Annotated in this window: 16 protein-coding genes; 13 read left to right on the top strand and 3 right to left on the bottom strand. The window is 59.9% G+C overall.

Translation table 11 applies throughout. The annotated features are described in order from the left end of the window. The first annotated feature begins 63 nt into the window (after positions 1–63). The 12 genes from BV82_RS14170 (at position 64) to BV82_RS14225 (ending at position 10,884) form a co-directional block, all read left to right on the top strand. Positions 64–255, top strand: a complete 192-nt coding sequence (locus BV82_RS14170) for a Flp family type IVb pilin (RefSeq protein WP_036995610.1) — start codon at positions 64–66, stop codon at positions 253–255. A 661-nt stretch (positions 256–916) separates the two neighbouring features. Then, entirely contained in the window at positions 917–1,108 is a 192-nt protein-coding gene (locus tag BV82_RS14175) for a Flp family type IVb pilin (RefSeq protein WP_010226124.1), read from the top strand. 29 nt (positions 1,109–1,137) lie between these two features. Then, positions 1,138–1,656, top strand: a complete 519-nt coding sequence (locus BV82_RS14180; protein WP_010226125.1) for an A24 family peptidase — start codon at positions 1,138–1,140, stop codon at positions 1,654–1,656. 14 nt (positions 1,657–1,670) lie between these two features. Then, a complete protein-coding gene (locus BV82_RS14185) occupies positions 1,671–2,999 on the top strand; it encodes an ATPase AAA (RefSeq protein WP_036995609.1) in 1,329 nt (442 codons plus the stop codon). A gap of 16 nt (positions 3,000–3,015) precedes the next feature. Beyond that, the gene (gene cpaB, locus BV82_RS14190; RefSeq protein WP_010226127.1) at positions 3,016–3,816 is read left to right on the top strand and encodes a Flp pilus assembly protein CpaB; all 801 of its coding nucleotides are present in this window, start codon (positions 3,016–3,018) and stop codon (positions 3,814–3,816) included. A 109-nt stretch (positions 3,817–3,925) separates the two neighbouring features. Further along, positions 3,926–5,269, top strand: coding sequence for a TadE/TadG family type IV pilus assembly protein (locus BV82_RS14195; protein WP_081839659.1), 1,344 nt, complete (start codon positions 3,926–3,928; stop codon positions 5,267–5,269). A gap of 8 nt (positions 5,270–5,277) precedes the next feature. Further along, a complete protein-coding gene (locus tag BV82_RS14200) occupies positions 5,278–5,748 on the top strand; it encodes a TadE/TadG family type IV pilus assembly protein (RefSeq protein ID WP_010226131.1) in 471 nt (156 codons plus the stop codon). Next, on the top strand, positions 5,748–6,251 hold the full coding sequence (locus BV82_RS14205; RefSeq protein WP_036995656.1) for a TadE/TadG family type IV pilus assembly protein: 504 nt from the start codon (positions 5,748–5,750) through the stop codon (positions 6,249–6,251). Before BV82_RS14200 ends, BV82_RS14205 begins: the two co-directional genes overlap by 1 nt. Further along, a complete protein-coding gene (locus BV82_RS14210) occupies positions 6,245–7,462 on the top strand; it encodes an AAA family ATPase (protein ID WP_026001486.1) in 1,218 nt (405 codons plus the stop codon). The genes BV82_RS14205 and BV82_RS14210 overlap by 7 nt, the downstream gene beginning before the upstream one ends. Before the next feature lie 3 nt (positions 7,463–7,465). Then, the gene (locus BV82_RS14215) at positions 7,466–8,899 is read left to right on the top strand and encodes a TadA family conjugal transfer-associated ATPase (RefSeq protein WP_036995608.1); all 1,434 of its coding nucleotides are present in this window, start codon (positions 7,466–7,468) and stop codon (positions 8,897–8,899) included. Positions 8,900–8,901: 2 nt separating this feature from the next. Next, positions 8,902–9,888: a type II secretion system F family protein gene (locus BV82_RS14220; protein WP_036995607.1), complete on the top strand. Its 987-nt coding sequence runs from the start codon at positions 8,902–8,904 to the stop codon at positions 9,886–9,888. Between the two features lie 27 nt (positions 9,889–9,915). Further along, the gene (locus BV82_RS14225) at positions 9,916–10,884 is read left to right on the top strand and encodes a type II secretion system F family protein (protein WP_010226140.1); all 969 of its coding nucleotides are present in this window, start codon (positions 9,916–9,918) and stop codon (positions 10,882–10,884) included. A gap of 86 nt (positions 10,885–10,970) precedes the next feature. On the opposite strand, the gene BV82_RS14230 is transcribed toward BV82_RS14225, so the two are convergent. The 3 genes from BV82_RS14230 to BV82_RS14240 are packed head-to-tail and all read right to left on the bottom strand — an operon-like array spanning position 10,971 to position 13,239. Continuing rightward, entirely contained in the window at positions 10,971–11,231 is a 261-nt protein-coding gene (locus BV82_RS14230; protein WP_010227157.1) for a DUF3613 domain-containing protein, read from the bottom strand. Between the two features lie 2 nt (positions 11,232–11,233). Then, positions 11,234–11,971 carry a tetratricopeptide repeat protein gene (locus BV82_RS14235; protein WP_010227155.1) on the bottom strand — a complete coding sequence of 246 codons (738 nt, stop codon included), beginning with the start codon at positions 11,969–11,971 and terminating at the stop codon, positions 11,234–11,236. A gap of 26 nt (positions 11,972–11,997) precedes the next feature. Continuing rightward, on the bottom strand, positions 11,998–13,239 hold the full coding sequence (locus BV82_RS14240; RefSeq protein ID WP_026001556.1) for a type II and III secretion system protein family protein: 1,242 nt from the start codon (positions 13,237–13,239) through the stop codon (positions 11,998–12,000). Between the two features lie 423 nt (positions 13,240–13,662). On the opposite strand from BV82_RS14240, the gene BV82_RS26425 reads away from it, so the two are divergent. Next, entirely contained in the window at positions 13,663–17,916 is a 4,254-nt protein-coding gene (locus BV82_RS26425) for a DUF5801 repeats-in-toxin domain-containing protein (RefSeq protein WP_244993518.1), read from the top strand. Positions 17,917–18,474: the final 558 nt, after the last annotated feature.

Below are 18,474 nucleotides of genomic sequence, written 5' to 3' on the forward strand. Positions count from 1 at the left end.
ATGCAAACAGGCGGCACACTAAGTCACCGCCTCGGCCAATAGAACTTAGATGAGGTGAATAAAATGAATCTGCAATCGATCAAAACGTCGGTGCTGAAATTCATCAAGGACGAAGAAGGCCTGACGATTGTTGAATATGCGGTAGCGGGTGGTTTGATTACACTGGGCGCCGTGGCTGCTTTCGTGACACTTGGCGGTAACGTGGCTACCGCCATTACCAGCCTGGGTTGTGCAGTCAAAGGCACCACCTGCTAGCGGCACAACACGCATCGTCGGCCCCGCCCAGAGCGCCAGCAGCTTGCTAGCCTCTGGGCCGTGGCGGCGACGAACACCTTGCCGCAGGCTGAGGGACGTGTCGCGAGGATAAAAACGCATCATATGGACTCTGCCTGGTTGATTAACCATGATCCCGTTCGGACAAGGTGGAGTCTTCTCAGCCGTGGCGCCGCAGGCTAAAGGCCTGCGTGCCGAGCCCCCCAACAATCCAGTCTCTTGGCGCGTCGGACTTCACTGTCCTGGCCCCGCTCCTGATATTTCTTCCTCGTTGACCAGTATCGTCGTTGTGTTGCCTGTGAGCAGATCAAATCCTGATAAGAAAGCGCTTGCTTAGACCGTTTGGCGAGATTTGTTTCTCGGCGCATTGGCGCTGTTTCGGGTCTTTGCAGGGTAGCGGGAGGCGACCGAGTTTCGCCTGCGATTAGGTTGCAACGTTATGTAAGTTATTCCCTATTGATCGCGTGCGTTCGGGTTTAAGACGGCGTACTTAGTATTTTTTCTTGCGCCGCTAAATACCGCAAAAAACTCCTAGCGTTGAGCAAAAAACTCCTAACCCCTGCGTTGTGCTTCTGACTAATGTTCACCCAGGCAGTACCAGAAGTGCTGCTCTAAAAACAACACACTGAACGAGGTGAGCAAAATGAATCTGCAATCGATCAAGACGTCGGTAGTGAAGTTCATCAAAGACGAAGATGGCCTGACCATTGTCGAGTATGCGGTGGCGGGTGGGTTGATAACGCTGGGCGCTGTTGCCGCATTTGTCACCCTGGGCGGTAACGTCAGTGCAGCCATTAAAAGCCTGGGCTGCGCAGTCAAAGGCACCACTTGCTAACACCCCACCGTCCACAGAGGGTTGCAGCCATGGGCATGGAGCAATCAGTCGTTATTGCATCGTTGCTGGGGCTGCTGGGTATAGCGGTGCTGAGCGATCTTCGCCATCACCGCATTCCCAACCTCTTGGTCTTGCTGGGTTTGGGGCTGGGCTTGGCCGGCCAGGTTTACACCCTGGGTGTCATCGGGTTTGGCTATGGGGCGCTGGGTATGTTGATCGGTTTTGCCGTTTTCCTCCCGATGTATGCCTTTGGGGGGATGGCTGCCGGTGATGTCAAGCTAATGGCCATGGTCGGCGCCTTTCTTACTCCCCACGATGCCCTGTGGACCGCGCTGTTCAGCCTTATCGCCGGCGGTCTATGCGGAGTATTGATTGTCCTCGTGCGTGGTCAAGTACAGCAGACCATGGGGCGCTACTGGCTGATGTTGAAAGCCAGGGCCTATTTCTCGCCAGCGGTTGATGAAGTGGCAGGCAAGCCCTTTCCCTATTCAGTCGCAGTCCTGCTCGGCACTTTGACCAGTGTCTTCTGGCTGCCCCTCGGCCAGTAGGTCAGGAGAACACTATGTACGCCATCAGCAACAGCAGCGTTACTCACGATGCGCGCGAAGAAGTTGTGCAGCGGCTGGCGCCACAGCCACGCACCATCCGTGAAACCGGGTTGGCGGACAACTTGCTCGGTGACCTGGTCTGCAAGCATCTGCACGATGCCGGTGTGCTGGACATGTCGCGGCTGGTGGAACGCCTGGCACTGACAGGCGCGGTGCTTGAAGAAGTACTGACCTTTCTGCGCAAGGACGGTCGTGTCGAAATACTGGGGCAATCCGGTGGTCAAACATTGCGCTACGGGTTGACTGAACGCGGTCGCAGCGCCGCCCGTGATGCATTGGCGCGCAGCGGCTATATCGGTGCGGCGCCTTTTCCGGTGAGTAGCTATCGCGCGCTGCTCAAGCTGCAGACCATTCACCACGGTCGGATCAATGCCCAAGACATGCAACACGCCTTTGGCGGGGTGGTCCTGGCGCAAAGCATGCTCGACCAACTGGGTGTGGCGCTCAATTCCGGCCGCGCCATCATGATCTACGGGCCGGCGGGCACTGGCAAAACCTATGTCAGCAGCCGCTTGATACGTCTGTTTGACGAAACCATCTGGGTACCTCATGCCATTGCAATCAACGATGCGGTGATCGAGATTTACGACCCACAGGTACACCGGCGCCTGGTTGGCGACGATGAACTGCAGAGCAATCTGCTGCTCGACGAAGGGGTCGATCGCCGGCTACTGCGCTGTGAACGCCCGATCGTCATTACCGGCGGCGAATTGAGCATGGAGCAGCTGGATGTCCGCTACGACCCTTTCACGCGCCAGTACCAGGCGCCACTGCAGCTCAAGGCCAGCAATGGCCTGTTTGTCATCGATGACATGGGGCGTCAACGCATGTCGCCGGCCGAGCTGTTCAACCGCTGGATCGTGCCGATGGAGGAGAAACGTGATTTTCTTAACCTCGGCGGTGGGCGGCACTGTGAGCTGCCGTTCGACCTGATCCTGGTGTTTTCCACCAACCTCAATCCGCTGGAGCTGGCCGACGAAGCGTTTTTGCGGCGCATTGGCTACAAGCTGCAATTCGGCTACCTGAAAGCCGAAGAATACGAACGCATCTGGCGCCAGGAAAGTGAACGCCTGGGTATGTCTCACGACCCGCAGCTACTGCATTACGTGCTTGAGGAACTCTACGGCGTTGAAAACATGCCGCTGGTGCCTTGCCATCCACGGGACCTGTTGAACATGGCCCTCGACCGCCAGCGTTACCTGGGCGGCACAGGGCAGTTGTCGGCGCAGGAGCTGGAGTGGGCATGGCACAACTATTTCGTACAGCTCGACTTCCTTGGATAGGTAAGGAGATATCGCCATGAGTTCTCGTACTTTCATCTTGATTGCCTTGTCCGTGATCCTGGGGTTGGGCGCCGCATGGATGGCCAACACCTGGCTCAGTGCCCGGCTCAACGCCAGCCCCGACGATAATCAGCAGAACGTGGTGGTGGCCACCGTGGAAATCGCTTTTGGGCAAATGGTCGAGGCGCAACAGGTGACACTGGTGCGCATGCCCAAGGACACGGTACCCGACGATGCCTTCGATGCCATCGACAAGGTCGTCGGCAAAATCGCCACGTTCTCCATGTTGAACGGCGATATCGTGCGCGGTGCGCGTCTGGCCGCGCACCTGGGCGGGAGCACGCTGGCCTCGCTGATCGAACCCACCAAACGTGCGATTTCGGTACGTGTGGATGATGTGGTGGGGGTGGGCGGGTTCCTCTTGCCGGGTAATCGGGTCGATGTCCTGGCGACCAAGCAGACAGGTAATACCGGTAACGCCGAGTCCCGCACCATTCTGGAGGACTTGCGGGTACTGGCAGTGGACCAGACCGCCAGTACCGACAAGACCCAGCCGGTGGTGGTACGTGCGGTCACCCTGGAAATGACGCCCGACGAAGCGGAACTGCTGGTCAAGGGCATGACGGACGGGAAGCTGCAACTGGCCCTGCGCAATCCACTGGACAACAACAAGCTACCGGTCACCAAACCGGTGGAGCTGGCCCAGGTTGCGCCAGTGCCGCCGGTCAAGCAGATCGTCCAGCGCAAGGGCGGATCTGACGTCAGTGGTATCACGCTGATCCGCGGTATCGAAGTCAAACGCGTGAACACTCTGTAGCTGACAGGCGCAACCGTTGCAGGCATCGCCCGCCAGGTAGCGTCGCCGCTTGGCGGTGGTGGGCGACGGCACCCGGCAGATCAAGGTCGGCAGAACTCTGGAGGGCTTGATGATGAGAGCACGTATCCACCAACCACTCCGTGCGTTTCCAGGGCAACAGCGCGGAACGATTATTGTGCTGGCGGTGATCGCCATGGCCGCCATCCTGGTGATGGGGGCTTTTGCGCTGGACGGCGGGCATATGCTGGTAAACAAGGCGCGGCTGCAAAATGCTGTCGATGCCGCAGCCCTGAGCGGGGCCAAGACGCTCAGCGAGGTATACGGTGCAACCGGCTCGGCCAGCCTCACGCAAGCCGCTGCCCTGGGCACACTGACGCTTAATGCCAACGCCAGTGGCAACAAGGAACTGGCCAGCGCTGTTGGCAATAATGTTTCCGGCTTCGCCACGGTAGAGCTGTCTGCCAGTGTCTATGGGCCTTTTTCCTTTCCGGGCCCGGCCAATGCGAGCTATGTACGGGTTTCGGTGCCCAACTACCCGCTGAGCGGTTTTTTCTGGGGCATATTGAAGGCGATCGGCGATGGCGTTGCCCCGAACAAGGCCGTGGCCGCGGTGGCCACCGCCGGCCCCAGCCCTGCCAGCCCGTGTAATATCACGCCGCTGATGGTGTGTGGCGACCCGAGCAAGAACGACCCCGCTACCGGGATGTTCTGGGGGTTCAAGTTCGGTGATTTGCAAGTGTTGAAAACGGCGGCGAACAACAGTTCGGCAATCGGCCCCGGCAATTTTCAGCTGCTCGACTTCGGCTCGGGCGGCAACACCGTGAGGCAAGGCCTGGCGGGCGGAATCAATCAGTGCAACAGCGTCGGCGACAACGTCCTGACCAAGCCGGGCAACACCGTAGGGCCTGCCTCTCAAGGCCTGAATACGCGCTTCAACGAATATTCAGGTGGCCTCAGTGCTGCGGACTATCCGCCGGACCTGGTGATTGCGGTCAATGCCAAGTCGTTGACGTACACCGGTACACCGGAACAGATCCAGTACAACAACCAGACCGTCACCTCCACCAATGGCAACCTCGTCACCGCCGGTGGTGAAGCCCTGTACGACTACAACGACTGGGCACGGGCCTCTGCCGCATGTGTTGCCGGCACCGGCGGCGGCTGCCTGGGCAACGGCGCGTTCGAGCGGCGGATCCTGAAAGTGGTGATCGGCGATTGCTCCGGCAAGAACGACGGGGCGTCGTCGATTCCGGTGTTGAGCTTCGGCTGCTATTACGTGATGCAACCGGCCAATCAACAGGGCAACTCGGCGCAGATATTCGGCCAGTTCGTCAAACAGTGCGAGGGCGACAATGTGCCTGGCCCCAATCCTGTCAACGACGCAGGCCCGCAAATCATTCAGCTGTACAAAACCTATATCGATAACAGCCAGACACCGAGTACCGACTCTTAGGAGGCCTTATGGGACACCGTGGACGCAAGCCGCCGCAGGCCCAGCGTGGGCTGGCGATGGTGGAAATGGTGATTACGCTGCCACTGCTGGTACTGCTGCTGTTCACCTTCGGTGAGTTCGGCCGCATGCTGTTCCAGTACAACAGCCTGATGCAAGCCAGTCGGGATGCTGGACGTTTTGTCGCCGGCCAGGCCTGGAATGCAACCTTGGGCAAGGTCGAAGTGAGCGACACGCTTCGCGCCCAGGCCCAGAGCGTTGCGGTGTACGGTGTGCCGGCCAACCCCAATGGCTACCCGGCGGTGGTACCGGGGCTGACCACCGGAAAAGTCTCGGTGACGGTAGTGGGCACTGATCACGTCCAGGTCAGTATCAACTACACCTTCTTGCCGGTGATCGGTAGCGCACTACCTGCGTTCTATGGCCAGAGCGAACCGCTTGGCCTGACGTTGACCTCTACCGTGGTGATGAGGGCCTTATGATGAATCTCAAGCGTATGCGCGGTGTGTATGTCGTCGAGTTCGCGATTACCAGCCTGGTGTTTTTCACCTTGCTGTTCGGCGTGCTGGAAATGGGCCGACTGTATTTCACCGTCAACGCACTGAATGAAAGCGTTCGCCGCGGTGCTCGCCTGGCGGCGGTGTGCGATATCCATGACCCGGTGATTTTGCGTCGGGCCATTTTCAATGCGGCCACTAACAGTGGTACGAGCAGTCTGATCGGCAACCTGGCCACGGCCAACCTGAACCTGGTCTACCTGGACGAGGACGGTGCGGTGATCGCAAGCCCCGGCGACCTCAGCGGCGCCAGCGGCTTTCGAGCCATTCGCTATATCCAGTTACAACTGAGCAACTTCACCTTCAAGCTGTTGATCCCCGGGTTCGGTGGGGGGTTCACCCTGCCGGTGTACAGGTCGACCGTGCCGCGTGAAAGCCTTGGTCGGCAACCCGAGGCGGGAGTCACCCCGGAGATTACGCCATGCTAAATACCAAAGAAGCTCCCGTCGCCAGCGTGACTGAAAAAACAGGCATGCGCCTATTGATCAGTGGACGTGACGTGACGGCGTTGAACCATCTGAAAGCGTTGAGCCAGGGTTTGCCCAACCTGAACGTCAACACGCGCCTGGTGAGCAACGGTCACACCGACCCGCTGTATGGGCTGGAGCAAATGCCTGATTTGTTGCTGTTGCGGGTCAGCCACTTGTGGCGCGAGGAGCTGGCGGCCCTGCTGCAGCATCCGCTCAAAGAGCGACCGCCATTGTTGGTCTGCGGCCCGCTGGATGAGCGTGAAGGCATGCGCATGGCGATGCAGGCCGGCGCCCGGGATTTCTTGCCCGAGCCAGTGGCGGCTGACGACCTGCAGGCGGCAATCAACCGCATGTTGCTGGAGGTCCATGCCGAACAGGGCACAGGCGGCAAGCTGGTGGCGGTGATGAATGCCAAGGGCGGATCGGGCGCCACCATGCTGGCCTGTAATCTGGCCCATCAGCTGAGCATCCGCGGTGGCAGAACCCTGCTGCTGGACCTGGACCTGCAGTTCGGCACGGTGGCCCACTGCCTGGATGTACTGCCGACACACAGCCACATGGAAGTGTTGAAACAGGTCGACGAGCTGGACAGCATCGCCTTGCGCGGTTTCTGCAGCCACTTCAGCCCGACCCTGCATGTCCTCAGTGGCCGTACGGGTGAACTGTGCCTGTCGCAGGATGTTCGCCTGGAACAACTGGAAAGCCTGTTGCGGCTGGCGCGCAGTACCTATGACTGGGTGGTGGTGGATTTGCCGCGGCAAATCGACCACCTCACAGGCGTCACGCTGGAGCAGGCGGACCGGATCTACATCGTGATGCAACAGAGTCTCAGCCACCTGAAAGACGGCACGCGCCTGACACGCATCCTGCGCGACGACCTGGGTGTGCAGGGCAATCGCTTGCAGGTGGTGGTCAATCGCTACAACAAAACCTCGCCGGTCAGCCTCAAGGACATTACCGAGGCCCTGCGCTGCACCGACGTGCAGAAGCTCCCCAACGACTATTCGGTGGTCAGTGAAAGCCAGAACAGCGGTGTACCGCTGGAGGTCCACGCGCCGCGTGCAGCCGTGACTTTAGCCATGCGTGAGCTGAACCAGAACCTGATCGGGGTGGTGGCCAGCGAGCGGGGGCTGTTTAAACGTACCTTTAGCCGTTTGTTCGGAGGTTAAGCCATGCTCAGCGACTTTCGTAATCGCCTGCGTCAGCATGCCAGCAAAAATGCTCCGGCAGACGAGCAGAATGTACAGGCCGACAGTGAAAACTGCGTCAGTGTACTGATGGCCTGGGAGGCCGCCATACCGGACGTGCTCTACGAAACCCGGACCAAACTCAATCAGGTGGAGACCGACTGGCGGGAGAAGATCTACCAATTGCTGCTCAAGGTCATGGACCTGTCATTGCTCGATTCCCTGGAGCCTGCCGAAGCGACGCGGCAGATCCGCGAGATCTGTCAGCGCCTGCTCGACGAGCACTCGGCGCCGGTCAGTGCCAGCAGCCGTCAAATGATCATCAAGCAGATCACGGACGAAGTGCTTGGCCTTGGCCCCCTGGAACCGCTGTTGGCCGACCACAGCGTGTCCGACATCCTGGTCAACGGGTTTGACTCGGTGTATGTCGAGCGGTTTGGCAAGTTGCAGAGAACCGATGTGCATTTTCGCGACAATCACCACCTGCTGAACATCATTGACCGTATCGTCTCCAGCCTGGGCCGGCGCATTGATGAGTCGTCACCGCTGGTGGACGCCCGGCTCAAGGACGGTTCCCGGGTCAATGCCATCATCCCGCCGCTCGCCATCGACGGGCCGAGCATGTCGATCCGGCGCTTTGCCGTGGACCTGCTCAACACGGAGAGCCTGGTGAAGATGGGCACCCTGACGCCCTCCATTGCCCTGATGCTCAAGGCAATCGTTCGTGGCCGCATGAATGTGCTGATCTCGGGCGGTACCGGCAGTGGCAAGACCACCATGCTCAACGTGCTGTCCAGCTTCATCCCGCACAACGAGCGGATCGTTACCATCGAAGACTCGGCCGAGTTGCAGTTGCAACAGCCCCATGTGGTACGCCTTGAAACCCGTCCGGCGAATATCGAGGGCAGGGGCGAGGTGAGCCAGCGCGAACTGGTGCGTAACAGCCTGCGTATGCGCCCTGACCGCATCGTGATCGGCGAGGTGCGTGGCGCCGAAGCGCTGGATATGTTGACGGCGATGAACACCGGACACGACGGTTCGCTCACCACCATCCATGCCAACACCGCGCGCGACGCCCTGGGCCGGATCGAGAACATGGTCTCGATGACCGGCGCGACCTTTCCGATCAAGGCCATGCGTCAGCAGATAGCCTCGGCCCTCAGCGTCGTCATCCAGCTGGAGCGTCAGGAGGATGGCACACGGCGCCTGGTCAGCGTCCAGGAGATCAACGGCATGGAGGGCGAGATCATCACCATGACCGAGATTTTCGCCTTCGTGCGCAACGGTATCGGTGAGCACGGTGAAGTCCTCGGCGAATTTCGCCCCACCGGCATGGTGCCGGCGTTTCGCGATGTGCTCGCCAGGCGCGGTATCGAACTGCCGCTCAGCCTGTTTCGGCCTGACTGGATGGAGGGATAAACATGAACCAAATCCCCGGCGAGTTTATTCTGGCGTTCCTCGGCATGGTGTTCACGGCCATGTTTCTGCTCAGCCAGGGCTTGGCGGTTCCGGTGTTTGGCGAGGCCAGCAAGGTGCGCAAGCGTATCCGTAGCCGCCTGAATCTGCTGGAGACCGCCAGTAACCAGGCGAACATGCAGTCGGTGCTGCGCCAGAAATACCTGCGCCGTTTGTCACCGCTGGAAGCCCGTCTGGAGCAGTTGCCGGCGATGGAGTCGCTGGCACAGATGATTGAACAGGCCGGGCATGACTACCGCGCCTACCGGGTACTGTTGCTTGGGCTGGTCCTGGCGGTGGCAACCGGGCTCGTGGTTTGGCTGTTCAGCCAACTCTGGTGGGTGGCTGTCCCTGCGGCCATGCTGGCATTCTGGCTGCCGGTGCTGAAGATATCCCGCGACCGTGGCAAACGCTTCGCCCAGTTCGAGGAAGGCCTACCCGATGCCCTGGATGCGATGTGCCGGGCGTTGCGTGCCGGTCATCCGTTCAACGAAACCCTGCAGTTGGTGGCCGAGGAGCATAAGGGGCCGGTCGCCCATGAGTTCGGCCTGACGTTCGCCGATATCAACTACGGCAACGATGTGCGTCGGGCCATGCTGGGTCTGCTTGAGCGCATGCCGAGCATGACCGTGATGATGCTGGTGACAACGGTGCTGATCCACCGCGAAACCGGCGGCAACCTGACGGAGGTGCTGGAACGGTTGAGCAGCCTGATTCGTGGGCGCTTTCGCTTTCAACGCAAGATCAAGACATTGTCGGCCGAAGGGCGCATGTCGGGCTGGATACTGGTCTCCGTGCCTTTTGTATTGTCCGCGGCGATTGTGCTGTCGAGCCCGACTTACCTGCCGATGCTGCTCAACGAGCCCCTGGGCCAGAAAATGGTGATCGGGGCATTTGTGGCGATGCTGATCGGGATTTTCTGGATCCGCAAAATCATCCGCATCCAGGTTTGAACATCGCCAGGTGTCGAGGAGGGGGTCATGAACTATCTGCTGAGCTTGATCAACAGTGTGGTGGGCGACGAGCAACTGGCGCGCCTGTTGTTCGCGGGGGCCATCGGCCTGAGCGTAGTGCTCGCGGTGGCAACGCTGGTGCTGCTGGTGCAGGGGTTGCAAGACCCGGTACAGCGGCGTCTTTTGCTGATTAAACGCGGTCATGGCGGGGAGAGTTACGGGCAAAGCACGCCCAGCAATCTGCAACTGTTGCTGGAGCAAGTCGGCCAGCGCTTTTCCTCGGTAGAGCAGGGCCAGCCCTCGGCGACCCGAACGCTGCTGACCCATGCCGGCTATCGCTCGCACGCAGCGGTGCAGATGTACTGGGCCATTCGCCTGTTGTCGCCATTGGCCATGGTGGGCCTTGCGGTGCTGGCATTGCCGCTGATTCCAAAACTGTCGCTGCTCGTCGGTATGGTCGTGCTGCTAGTGGCGCTGGGGGTGGGGTGGCTGGCACCGTCCATTTACGTCAACGCGCGCAAACAGGCACGGATGACCCGCTTGCTTGTCGCCTTCCCGGATGCCCTGGACCTGATGGTGGTGTGTGTCGAGTCGGGCCTGGCCTTGCCCCAGGCGATCGAGCGGGTATCCGAGGAAATGGCGGTCAGCCAACCCGATCTGGCCGTGGAACTGGCGCTGGTCAACTCCGAAGTCCGCGCCGGGATCCCCAGTACCGAAGCGCTCAAGCGCCTGGCCGAACGGACTGGCCTGGAAGACATTCGCGGGCTGGTCAGCTTGCTCGCGCAGAGCATCCGCTTTGGTACCAGTGTCGGGGCTACCTTGCGTATCTACGCTGAAGAGTTTCGCGACCGGCGTACCCAGTTGGCGGAAGAGAAAGCAGCTAAGATCGGCACTAAACTGATGTTCCCACTGATTTTCTGCCTGTGGCCGAGCTTTTTCCTGGTGGCGATCGGCCCAGCAATCATTGGTGTGTTCAAGGTCTTCGGGAAGTTGTAAGCAGAGGCGGGCAAACCTCAACGACAAGGGGCCTCTGCCTCCAGCGGGTTTACCCGCTGGAGGCAGAGGCCCCTTGTCGTTATGGGTTACTTCCTGTTTGAGCCGGAGTAGTCCTTGAAGAACTGCGGGATGGGATGTTTGTAACTCTCCAGCCAGCGTTGCAGGCTCAGGTCGCGCTCACTGGCCGCCGCTGTTTGCGGGATAGGCGAAACGGCCTGACCGCGAGACTGCAGCAGTAACCAGTGTTCGGTTTCCTGCTGATATTTCGATGAAGGACCGGGTTCGATAGCCTGGGCTGCGAGCGGAACAAGCAACAGTCCCAGGTAGCTGAGTATGTTCTGTTTCATCACTACCTCTGCGTTGTTGGCGGATTGACACCGGATGGCGACGGATCGAGCGCTGTTGCTACCCGATCACTGGGCACTGCTACGGCCTTGGCCGAGCTCTTGAGTTTTTCGGCGCGTACCTGGGCTTCGCTGACTTGTTCGGGGCTCAAGCCCATACGACTGACCAACTCCGAGGCTTGCTTCCAGTTACCTTGATAAATCAGCAAGGTCACCAGGTTGACGGCCGCCAACTGATCGGACTGCTTCAATTCCATGGCGGTGATGAACTCGAAACGTGCCTCTTTGAGCTTGAATTGCTTGAGGTAGACCACGCCCAGGTCGTTGCGAATCTTCTCGTCAGTGGGGGACAGTTGCGCGGCCCGCTGCAAATGCTTTAGCGCCTGCTCGGTATCGGTGTGCGCGGCGGCCAATTGGCCCAGGCCGTGTTCCCCCTCGGCGGCAAGGCAAGTCCCCAGCAAACTGCGATACAGCGGCTCGGCCTCGTTTTGCCCAAGCATGCGGTAGATCTTGGCCTTGCGCAGGCGCACGGCCGCAAGATCAGGCGGCAGGTTCTGCAAATTGGCCAAGCCTGCATGCAACTTGCCGTCACTGATCATGTCATCCGCCATGCTCAGCGACAGCTCCTGATCCGGGCTCGGCTTGGCGCACGAGGCCGAGCCCATGCCCGACCATCGTGCGCCTCCATCGGTGGCGCAGCCGCTGAGCATCACCAGTCCCAACGCCGCAATCATTGTCTTCATGCTGTGCTCCTGCAATGTCCTGGTGCTCATTTCGACAAGCCGCTGAGCTTGTCGAAGTTACCGTCTTCGAGGAAATACATACGGAACCAGTTCGGGTCGTAATTACGCAGTTTTTCGCCCGGCAACGAAGGCAGTCGGGCATTCGCCGCCAACGGTTGTACCAGGCGCGGGGTCACGATCATCAGCAGCTCCTTTTCCTCGCGGCTGATGGTGGAGTCGCGAAAGAACGCCCCAAGAATCGGAACGTCGCCCAGGCCAGGGAACTTGCTCACCGATGAGGTATTGGTCGAACTGATCAAGCCGCTGATCACGAAGCTCTCGCCGTCAGCCAGGGAAATACTGGTGTCAGTGCGGCGCACCCGCAACCCGGGAACGACAAAGTCCTGGATCCTCACGCCATTTTCATAGTCGAGTTCACTGACTTCCGGTGCCACCTTCAAGGCGATTCGATCGCGGCCAATGATGGTTGGCGTCAGGGTCAGGCGAATCCCGAACTCTTTGTACTCAATAGTGACCGTGTCGCTACCACTACTGGGCACCGGGATAGGCACCTCGCCGCCGGCCAGGAAGCTCGCACTCTGACCACTCAACGCCACCAGGCTCGGACGCGCCAGGGTATAGGCAAAGCCACTGCCTTCGAGCGCGTTGATCAAGCCCAGCACGTTGCCGCCACCGAAGCCGATATTGAAACTGCCATTATCCAGCGGGATACGGGCTGCCGTGTTGCCAAGCTGGCCGGGCGACACGGTGACCAGGGGGACGGTGCCGGGGGAGCCAAACAGAAAACTGCCGCCTTTGCCGAAGATCGACGTGCTGGCCTCTTTCAACTTGGTACGGCTGACTTCGACAAAGCGGATGTCGGTCTGTACCTGGCTGGGCAGCAGTGGGTCTTCCGAGGGCGGCATCACCGTGCTCACCAGCGAACCGGCGCCTTTGCCCTGGACAAACACCATGCTCTGGCGAGGTGAGCTGGAACATGCGGTCCAGACCATCAGGCTGGTAGCGCCGGGGGCAATGCCGGTCACCAGGAAGTCCTTATTGTTATTGAGGTGCACGTCGGCGATTTTCGGATCGCCGACAGCCAATCGAGTGATGGCCACCTCCGAGCCCATCACCGTTTGCATGCCTTCACCGACTTCGAGGACGGCGGGTAGGGGGGCCAATGTTGAACAGTTGCCGGGGGCTGCCAGGGCCATGCTGGCAGGTAATCCAGTGAAAACCAAAGTCCACGCAGCTCGCTTGAGTACTTTCACGTAATCATTGTTCATTCACTGCTTCCTTGTCTGGTTTAGGTCTGCTTGTTACAGATTGCTCACACCTATTGTTCGTCTGGCGATCCCGAGAGGGGATTGCTCTTCTGGTTTGAATAACTGTCGTTGTTAATTGACGTTAGCGCAGAAAGGTCAAAATGCTATGAATTGTAAAAAAACGATTCCCAGTCGGACTACCCTCGACAGCCCCTGAAACCCGCAAACGATCAACCTCGTGGGGAGAGGGACGCCGAATTCACCAATCAGATCGGTAGCGCGCTCCCAGATCATCTCGTTTGCCCTCCCAGGTAGGCTGAAACTCCCATCCGGCCTGGGAGTATCGGCCGATGCGCAATTCCCGACGCGTGTTCACAGTGATGGCATCTAGCAGTAAAGGTCCACGCTCCAGCCTCTGTGGCTGGGCTTGCTCGGGAGAACGCTATGACAATCCGCAAAAAAACCACATCGCCGACGAGCGACCTTACCGATGACGCTGATGCCGGCCTGTTTCCCATCACGATCGCCTCCACCAACCCGACAGACGCCGCCCCCGCCAGCACTGCCATCACCGTGGCCAGCACCCTGAGTGTCGCGGCGACGGGGGTGAACGTTTCGTTGGACGAAACCGCCGGATTGCAGAACAGCACGGCCACCGCAAGCCCTGCGGGAGACGCTGACGACAATGACATTCTGATCTCGGCGCTGCCCTCGGCCTTCGCTACCCGCTTGACAGCGCTGGGGGCCGGTACCGCAACAGGTGCAGCCCTGAGTGGCTATACGGGGGCGGTGGGTAACACCGGCAGCGATGCGTTCACCATCACCGCGGCACCCGGAGCCAGCGTTACCGATGTCAGCTTCACCGACAGCCTGGGCGCACCGCTCAATGGCCTGGACAGCGGACTCGATACCCTCGATGGCACCAGCATCCTTCTTTATACCGATACCAACAACAACATCCTGCTGGGCCGAGCCGGGGGGCCAGCCGGTGCGATCGTGTTCGCGGCCTACATTCAAGAAAGCGGATCGCCGGTCACCGGCGGCAAGATCTGGACCGTGGAATACCAGCCGCTCAAGCATCCAGACGCCAGTAACCCGGACGATGCCCTCAACCTGCTGAACAAGGTGTTCATCGGCACCAGCCAGGACCTGGTATTCAGCCTGGCCAATGCGCCTTCCGGGCAAAACCTGTTCCTGATGTTCACGACGGCGAACCCGACCGTGGTCGACGACGGTGGGGTCTTGCGGATCACTGACCCGACCATTATCGCCACCGGCAAGAACCCCGCCGACCAATCGAGCGGCGCCAATATAACGACGGGCGATACGATCAATACCAGCCAGGCAGGTGGCCCGACCACCTTCGGCACTAACAACCAGATGATTGTTGAACAGGAGGGCATCCGCTTTTCGTTCGTCACCGGTGCCAGGCAGAATGTGACCATTCCCAACCTGGATCAGAACGAAGCAGATGTTGAATCCAACATCGACTTCACCAATGTCTTCAATACGAGGTCGGCCACGTTCGACGTCGTGCAGTTGCAAAGCGGCAAGAGCGCGGTGGTAAAAATCAGCGCATTCAGCACCGCTGCTGAACCTGGCGCGAATTTCATCAACGGCTATGTGGGTGATGCGTCGGTTGCAATCGGCAATATTCGCGTCATCAACATCAGCACCGGGCTGGTGATCGAGAACTCGGACGGATCGGCGAATGATCCGGCCATTGTCATCAGCTTTGCTTCCGGGGTTGCGACCATCACCGGCGTTAAAGCCGGCTACAGGATTGAATACACCACAACGGCAGACCACAACCGCGTGCTCATCGAGAACGGCGCGGCCGTCGACGCCAAGGGCAATAACCACGCCGATTTCGATATCGGTGGCTTCAAGCTGCTCCAAGCCTCGACTACGACCGCCGAAATCGGCTCGAAGATGATCTTCGAGGACGACGGCCCGAGCATTAGCACCACTGGCACCGAGCCAACGCTGACCGTCGATGAAACCGTGCTGGCAACCGACGCCACGCAAAGCTTTGCCGCCAACTTCACCTCGGCGTTTGGCGCCGATGGCGCCGGCACCCTGACCTATGCGCTGGGCGTGGTAGCGGGGGCTTCCGGGCTGACCGACACCGCCACCGGTGAGGCCGTCAACCTGTCGCTCAACGGCACAGTGGTGGAAGGCCGCACGGCGACGACCAATCAACTGGTGTTCACCGTCAGCGTCGCCGCCAACGGTGATGTCACCCTCGACCAGCTCCGCGCCGTGGTGCATTCCGACACCACCAATCCGGATGACTCCACCAGCCTGACCTCGGACAACCTGGTCACCCTGACGGCAACCAAAACCGACGGGGACGGCGACAGCGTCCAGGCCACCCTCAACATCGGGCAAAACCTGGTGTTCAAGGATGACGGGCCAAGCATCAACACCACTGGCACGGAGCCGATACTGACAGTCGATGAAACCGTACTGGCAACCAACGCCACGCAGAACTTCGCCGCCAACTTCACCTCGGCGTTTGGCGCCGATGGTGCTGGCACGCTGACCTATGCGCTGGGCGTGGTAGCCGGGGCCTCCGGACTGACCGACACCGCCAGCGGTGAGGCGGTCAACCTGTCGCTTAATGGCACAGTAGTCGAAGGCCGCACGGCGACGACCAATCAACTGGTGTTCACCGTCAGCGTCGCCGCCAACGGTGACGTCACCCTCGACCAGCTCCGCGCCGTAGTGCATTCCAACACCACCAATCCGGATGATTCCACCAGTTTGACTTCGGACAACCTGGTGACCCTGACGGCAACCAAAACCGACAGGGACGGTGACAGCGCCCAGGCCACTCTGAACATCGGGCAAAACCTGGTGTTCAAGGATGATGGGCCAAGCATCAACACCACCGGTACGGAGCCGACACTGACAGTGGACGAAACGGTGCTGGCGACCAACGCCACGCAGAACTTCGCCGCCAACTTCAGCTCGGCGTTCGGCGCCGATGGCGCTGGCACCCTGACCTATGCGCTGGGCGTGGTAGCGGGGGCCTCCGGGCTGACCGATTCCGCCACCGGTGAGGCGGTCAACCTGTCGCTCAACGGCGGCGTGGTCGAAGGCCGCACGGCGACGACCAATCAACTGGTGCTCACCGTCAGCGTTGCCGCCAACGGTGACGTCACCCTCGACCAGCTCCGCGCCGTGATCCATCCCGACGCGACCAATCCGGATGACTCGACCAGCCTGGCCTCGGACAACCTGGTGACCCTGACGGCAACCAAGACCGACAAGGACGGTGACAGCGCCCAGGCCACCCTCAATATCGGGCAGAACCTGGTGATCAAGGACGACGGCCCGGCACTCGCATTCGGCAACCTGATCGGGACCGGTAGCGTCCTTGCGCAATACGGCTTCTGGAGCAAGTCGGCCGGCGCCGATGGGCTGGGGACGACGGGATTGAACATCTCGTTGGTCAATGGCCAGTTCACCCTCGTCAGACCCGACAACACGACCACGACCGGGACCGGCACGCTCACCGAGCTGGTGCCCTCGCCGGACCTCAATGGTGCGTACCAGTTCGCCGGGACCTTGACCGGTGACTTCGACAACAACGCCGCAACGGCGGACACCACCGTCGACTACACGCTGACCGCCTTTGCCAATGGCAGCTATGCACTGGATCTGGTGCAAGGCTTTGCTTCGACGATCGTGCTCAGCAGTGCCGACGGCGCACTCGCTGCCGGCGGCCCGGACCCGGTGCGCACCTTGTTGATTCCAGAGCCGGATGACCCGGCTATCCCTTCGCCCTCCGAGGAGATTGTGTTCTTTTCCGCCAAGGCGCTTGCGTCTACGGCGGACATCCTGACCGGCATCGGGCTCGGAGAACCCGACCCCACTGAAGCTGCGCTGCAGACCAACCCCTTGCCAGCGTACATAGACCCGGCGGCCATGAACGTCAGCACATCCGGCATCGGCGTCGCCAATAACCTCTTCCAAGGGGACAACCTGGCAGCCATCAGCAACGCCGATGAAAGTTTCGTCATCAACCCGGAGAGCCTGCTGACAGCCATGAAGGTGTTCATCGACAACTCCGTGGGGGGATACAACACGGCGACCGAGGACCTGTACTACAGGATCTACTACGAGGATGGCACATTCTCGAACCTCATCGAGGTCAACACCCTGACGCCGGAGGCCGGTGGGCAGGTATCCTTCCTCATTGAGAAGCAGGGCACGGCGCTGATCGATGCGGTGCAGCTGACGATGGCCAGGGGCGAGATCAAGATCCCGGTGATCCAGTTCATTCAGGAGACCGAGAACCTGGCCAGCGATATCAAGCTGGCGTTCAACGCGACGCTGACGGACAAGGACGGGGACACAGCGACCAGTACGTTCGACGCCAACCTGTTCGCCAACGAGGCGGCCAACGCAACGTTCGACTTCATCCTGGTCGGCACGGGCGGTGAGCGGGATGCCTTCAACATCGATCTGTCTGTCGCCGAGAACCTGTATCAGGTCACCGGCTTCGATGTGAGCCTAAGCCTGCGCGACACGCTGGTGCTCAACGGCGACCAGAGCGCCGTTGTCCAATCGATCGACAACAGCGGTGCAGACAGCATCGTGACGGTTGCCGAGACGGGCGGGCAGACAACGACCATCACCTTGGTCGGGGTCGATCTGCTCAATAGCGACATTGTGTTTGGCGGCGCCTGAGGCAGCGCACGAGTGACAGGCGAGGGTGGTATGGAAACCACCCTCGGTAGCGCCCAGATAGCCGAATTCCGGCCTGTGGTTGGCAGGAGGCCGGAGGAGGAGCAGGGGGCCTGTGGCTATCCGCCACGGCCCCTTGTATTGCTTGACTCTTATAACTCAACTAAATGACTATTTAGTTGAGTTATAAGTTATTGATATTAGTGGGAGAGGGTAGCTCACCAGATGATCCAGGGGTAGCTCATCCATGTTAGATATCTAACAAATTTGAACGCCATCTCTCAAAAAGACCGAGATTAGCGTCCAGTGAATGCACGCGTAATCGGTAACAGGCCGCGTAGTCTGAGGGCTGTAGATGCATCTGGCATTGAATGGCTGAATAAAACCTACGAACAAACGGGTGCCAGGGATATCGTGCCGTCCGGTTGTATTTTCATGTCCAGCTTGTCACCAGTGGTTAATCCGAAAGCCGCTCGAAATCGTCAGGCAAAGGTACGATCAGGTTGCCAGTCCATCAGCAGCGTCTTTGCAGGTGACGTTCCAGCGTTTATTGTCAGAGCC

It is taken from the genome of Pseudomonas donghuensis (genome assembly GCF_000696345.2).
Taxonomy (GTDB): Bacteria; Pseudomonadota; Gammaproteobacteria; order Pseudomonadales; family Pseudomonadaceae; genus Aquipseudomonas; species Aquipseudomonas donghuensis.

Bases quoted from the DNA above. Each gene is read 5' to 3' on its own strand.
- BV82_RS14170 (WP_036995610.1), top strand. From the start codon at position 64: ATGAATCTGCAATCGATCAAAACGTCGGTGCTGAAATTCATCAAGGAC.
- BV82_RS14175 (WP_010226124.1), top strand. From the start codon at position 917: ATGAATCTGCAATCGATCAAGACGTCGGTAGTGAAGTTCATCAAAGAC.
- BV82_RS14180 (WP_010226125.1), top strand. From the start codon at position 1,138: ATGGGCATGGAGCAATCAGTCGTTATTGCATCGTTGCTGGGGCTGCTG.
- BV82_RS14185 (WP_036995609.1), top strand. From the start codon at position 1,671: ATGTACGCCATCAGCAACAGCAGCGTTACTCACGATGCGCGCGAAGAA.
- cpaB (WP_010226127.1), top strand. From the start codon at position 3,016: ATGAGTTCTCGTACTTTCATCTTGATTGCCTTGTCCGTGATCCTGGGG.
- BV82_RS14195 (WP_081839659.1), top strand. From the start codon at position 3,926: ATGATGAGAGCACGTATCCACCAACCACTCCGTGCGTTTCCAGGGCAA.
- BV82_RS14200 (WP_010226131.1), top strand. From the start codon at position 5,278: ATGGGACACCGTGGACGCAAGCCGCCGCAGGCCCAGCGTGGGCTGGCG.
- BV82_RS14205 (WP_036995656.1), top strand. From the start codon at position 5,748: ATGAATCTCAAGCGTATGCGCGGTGTGTATGTCGTCGAGTTCGCGATT.
- BV82_RS14210 (WP_026001486.1), top strand. From the start codon at position 6,245: ATGCTAAATACCAAAGAAGCTCCCGTCGCCAGCGTGACTGAAAAAACA.
- BV82_RS14215 (WP_036995608.1), top strand. From the start codon at position 7,466: ATGCTCAGCGACTTTCGTAATCGCCTGCGTCAGCATGCCAGCAAAAAT.
- BV82_RS14220 (WP_036995607.1), top strand. From the start codon at position 8,902: ATGAACCAAATCCCCGGCGAGTTTATTCTGGCGTTCCTCGGCATGGTG.
- BV82_RS14225 (WP_010226140.1), top strand. From the start codon at position 9,916: ATGAACTATCTGCTGAGCTTGATCAACAGTGTGGTGGGCGACGAGCAA.
- BV82_RS14230 (WP_010227157.1), bottom strand. From the start codon at position 11,231: ATGAAACAGAACATACTCAGCTACCTGGGACTGTTGCTTGTTCCGCTC.
- BV82_RS14235 (WP_010227155.1), bottom strand. From the start codon at position 11,971: ATGAAGACAATGATTGCGGCGTTGGGACTGGTGATGCTCAGCGGCTGC.
- BV82_RS14240 (WP_026001556.1), bottom strand. From the start codon at position 13,239: ATGAACAATGATTACGTGAAAGTACTCAAGCGAGCTGCGTGGACTTTG.
- BV82_RS26425 (WP_244993518.1), top strand. From the start codon at position 13,663: ATGACAATCCGCAAAAAAACCACATCGCCGACGAGCGACCTTACCGAT.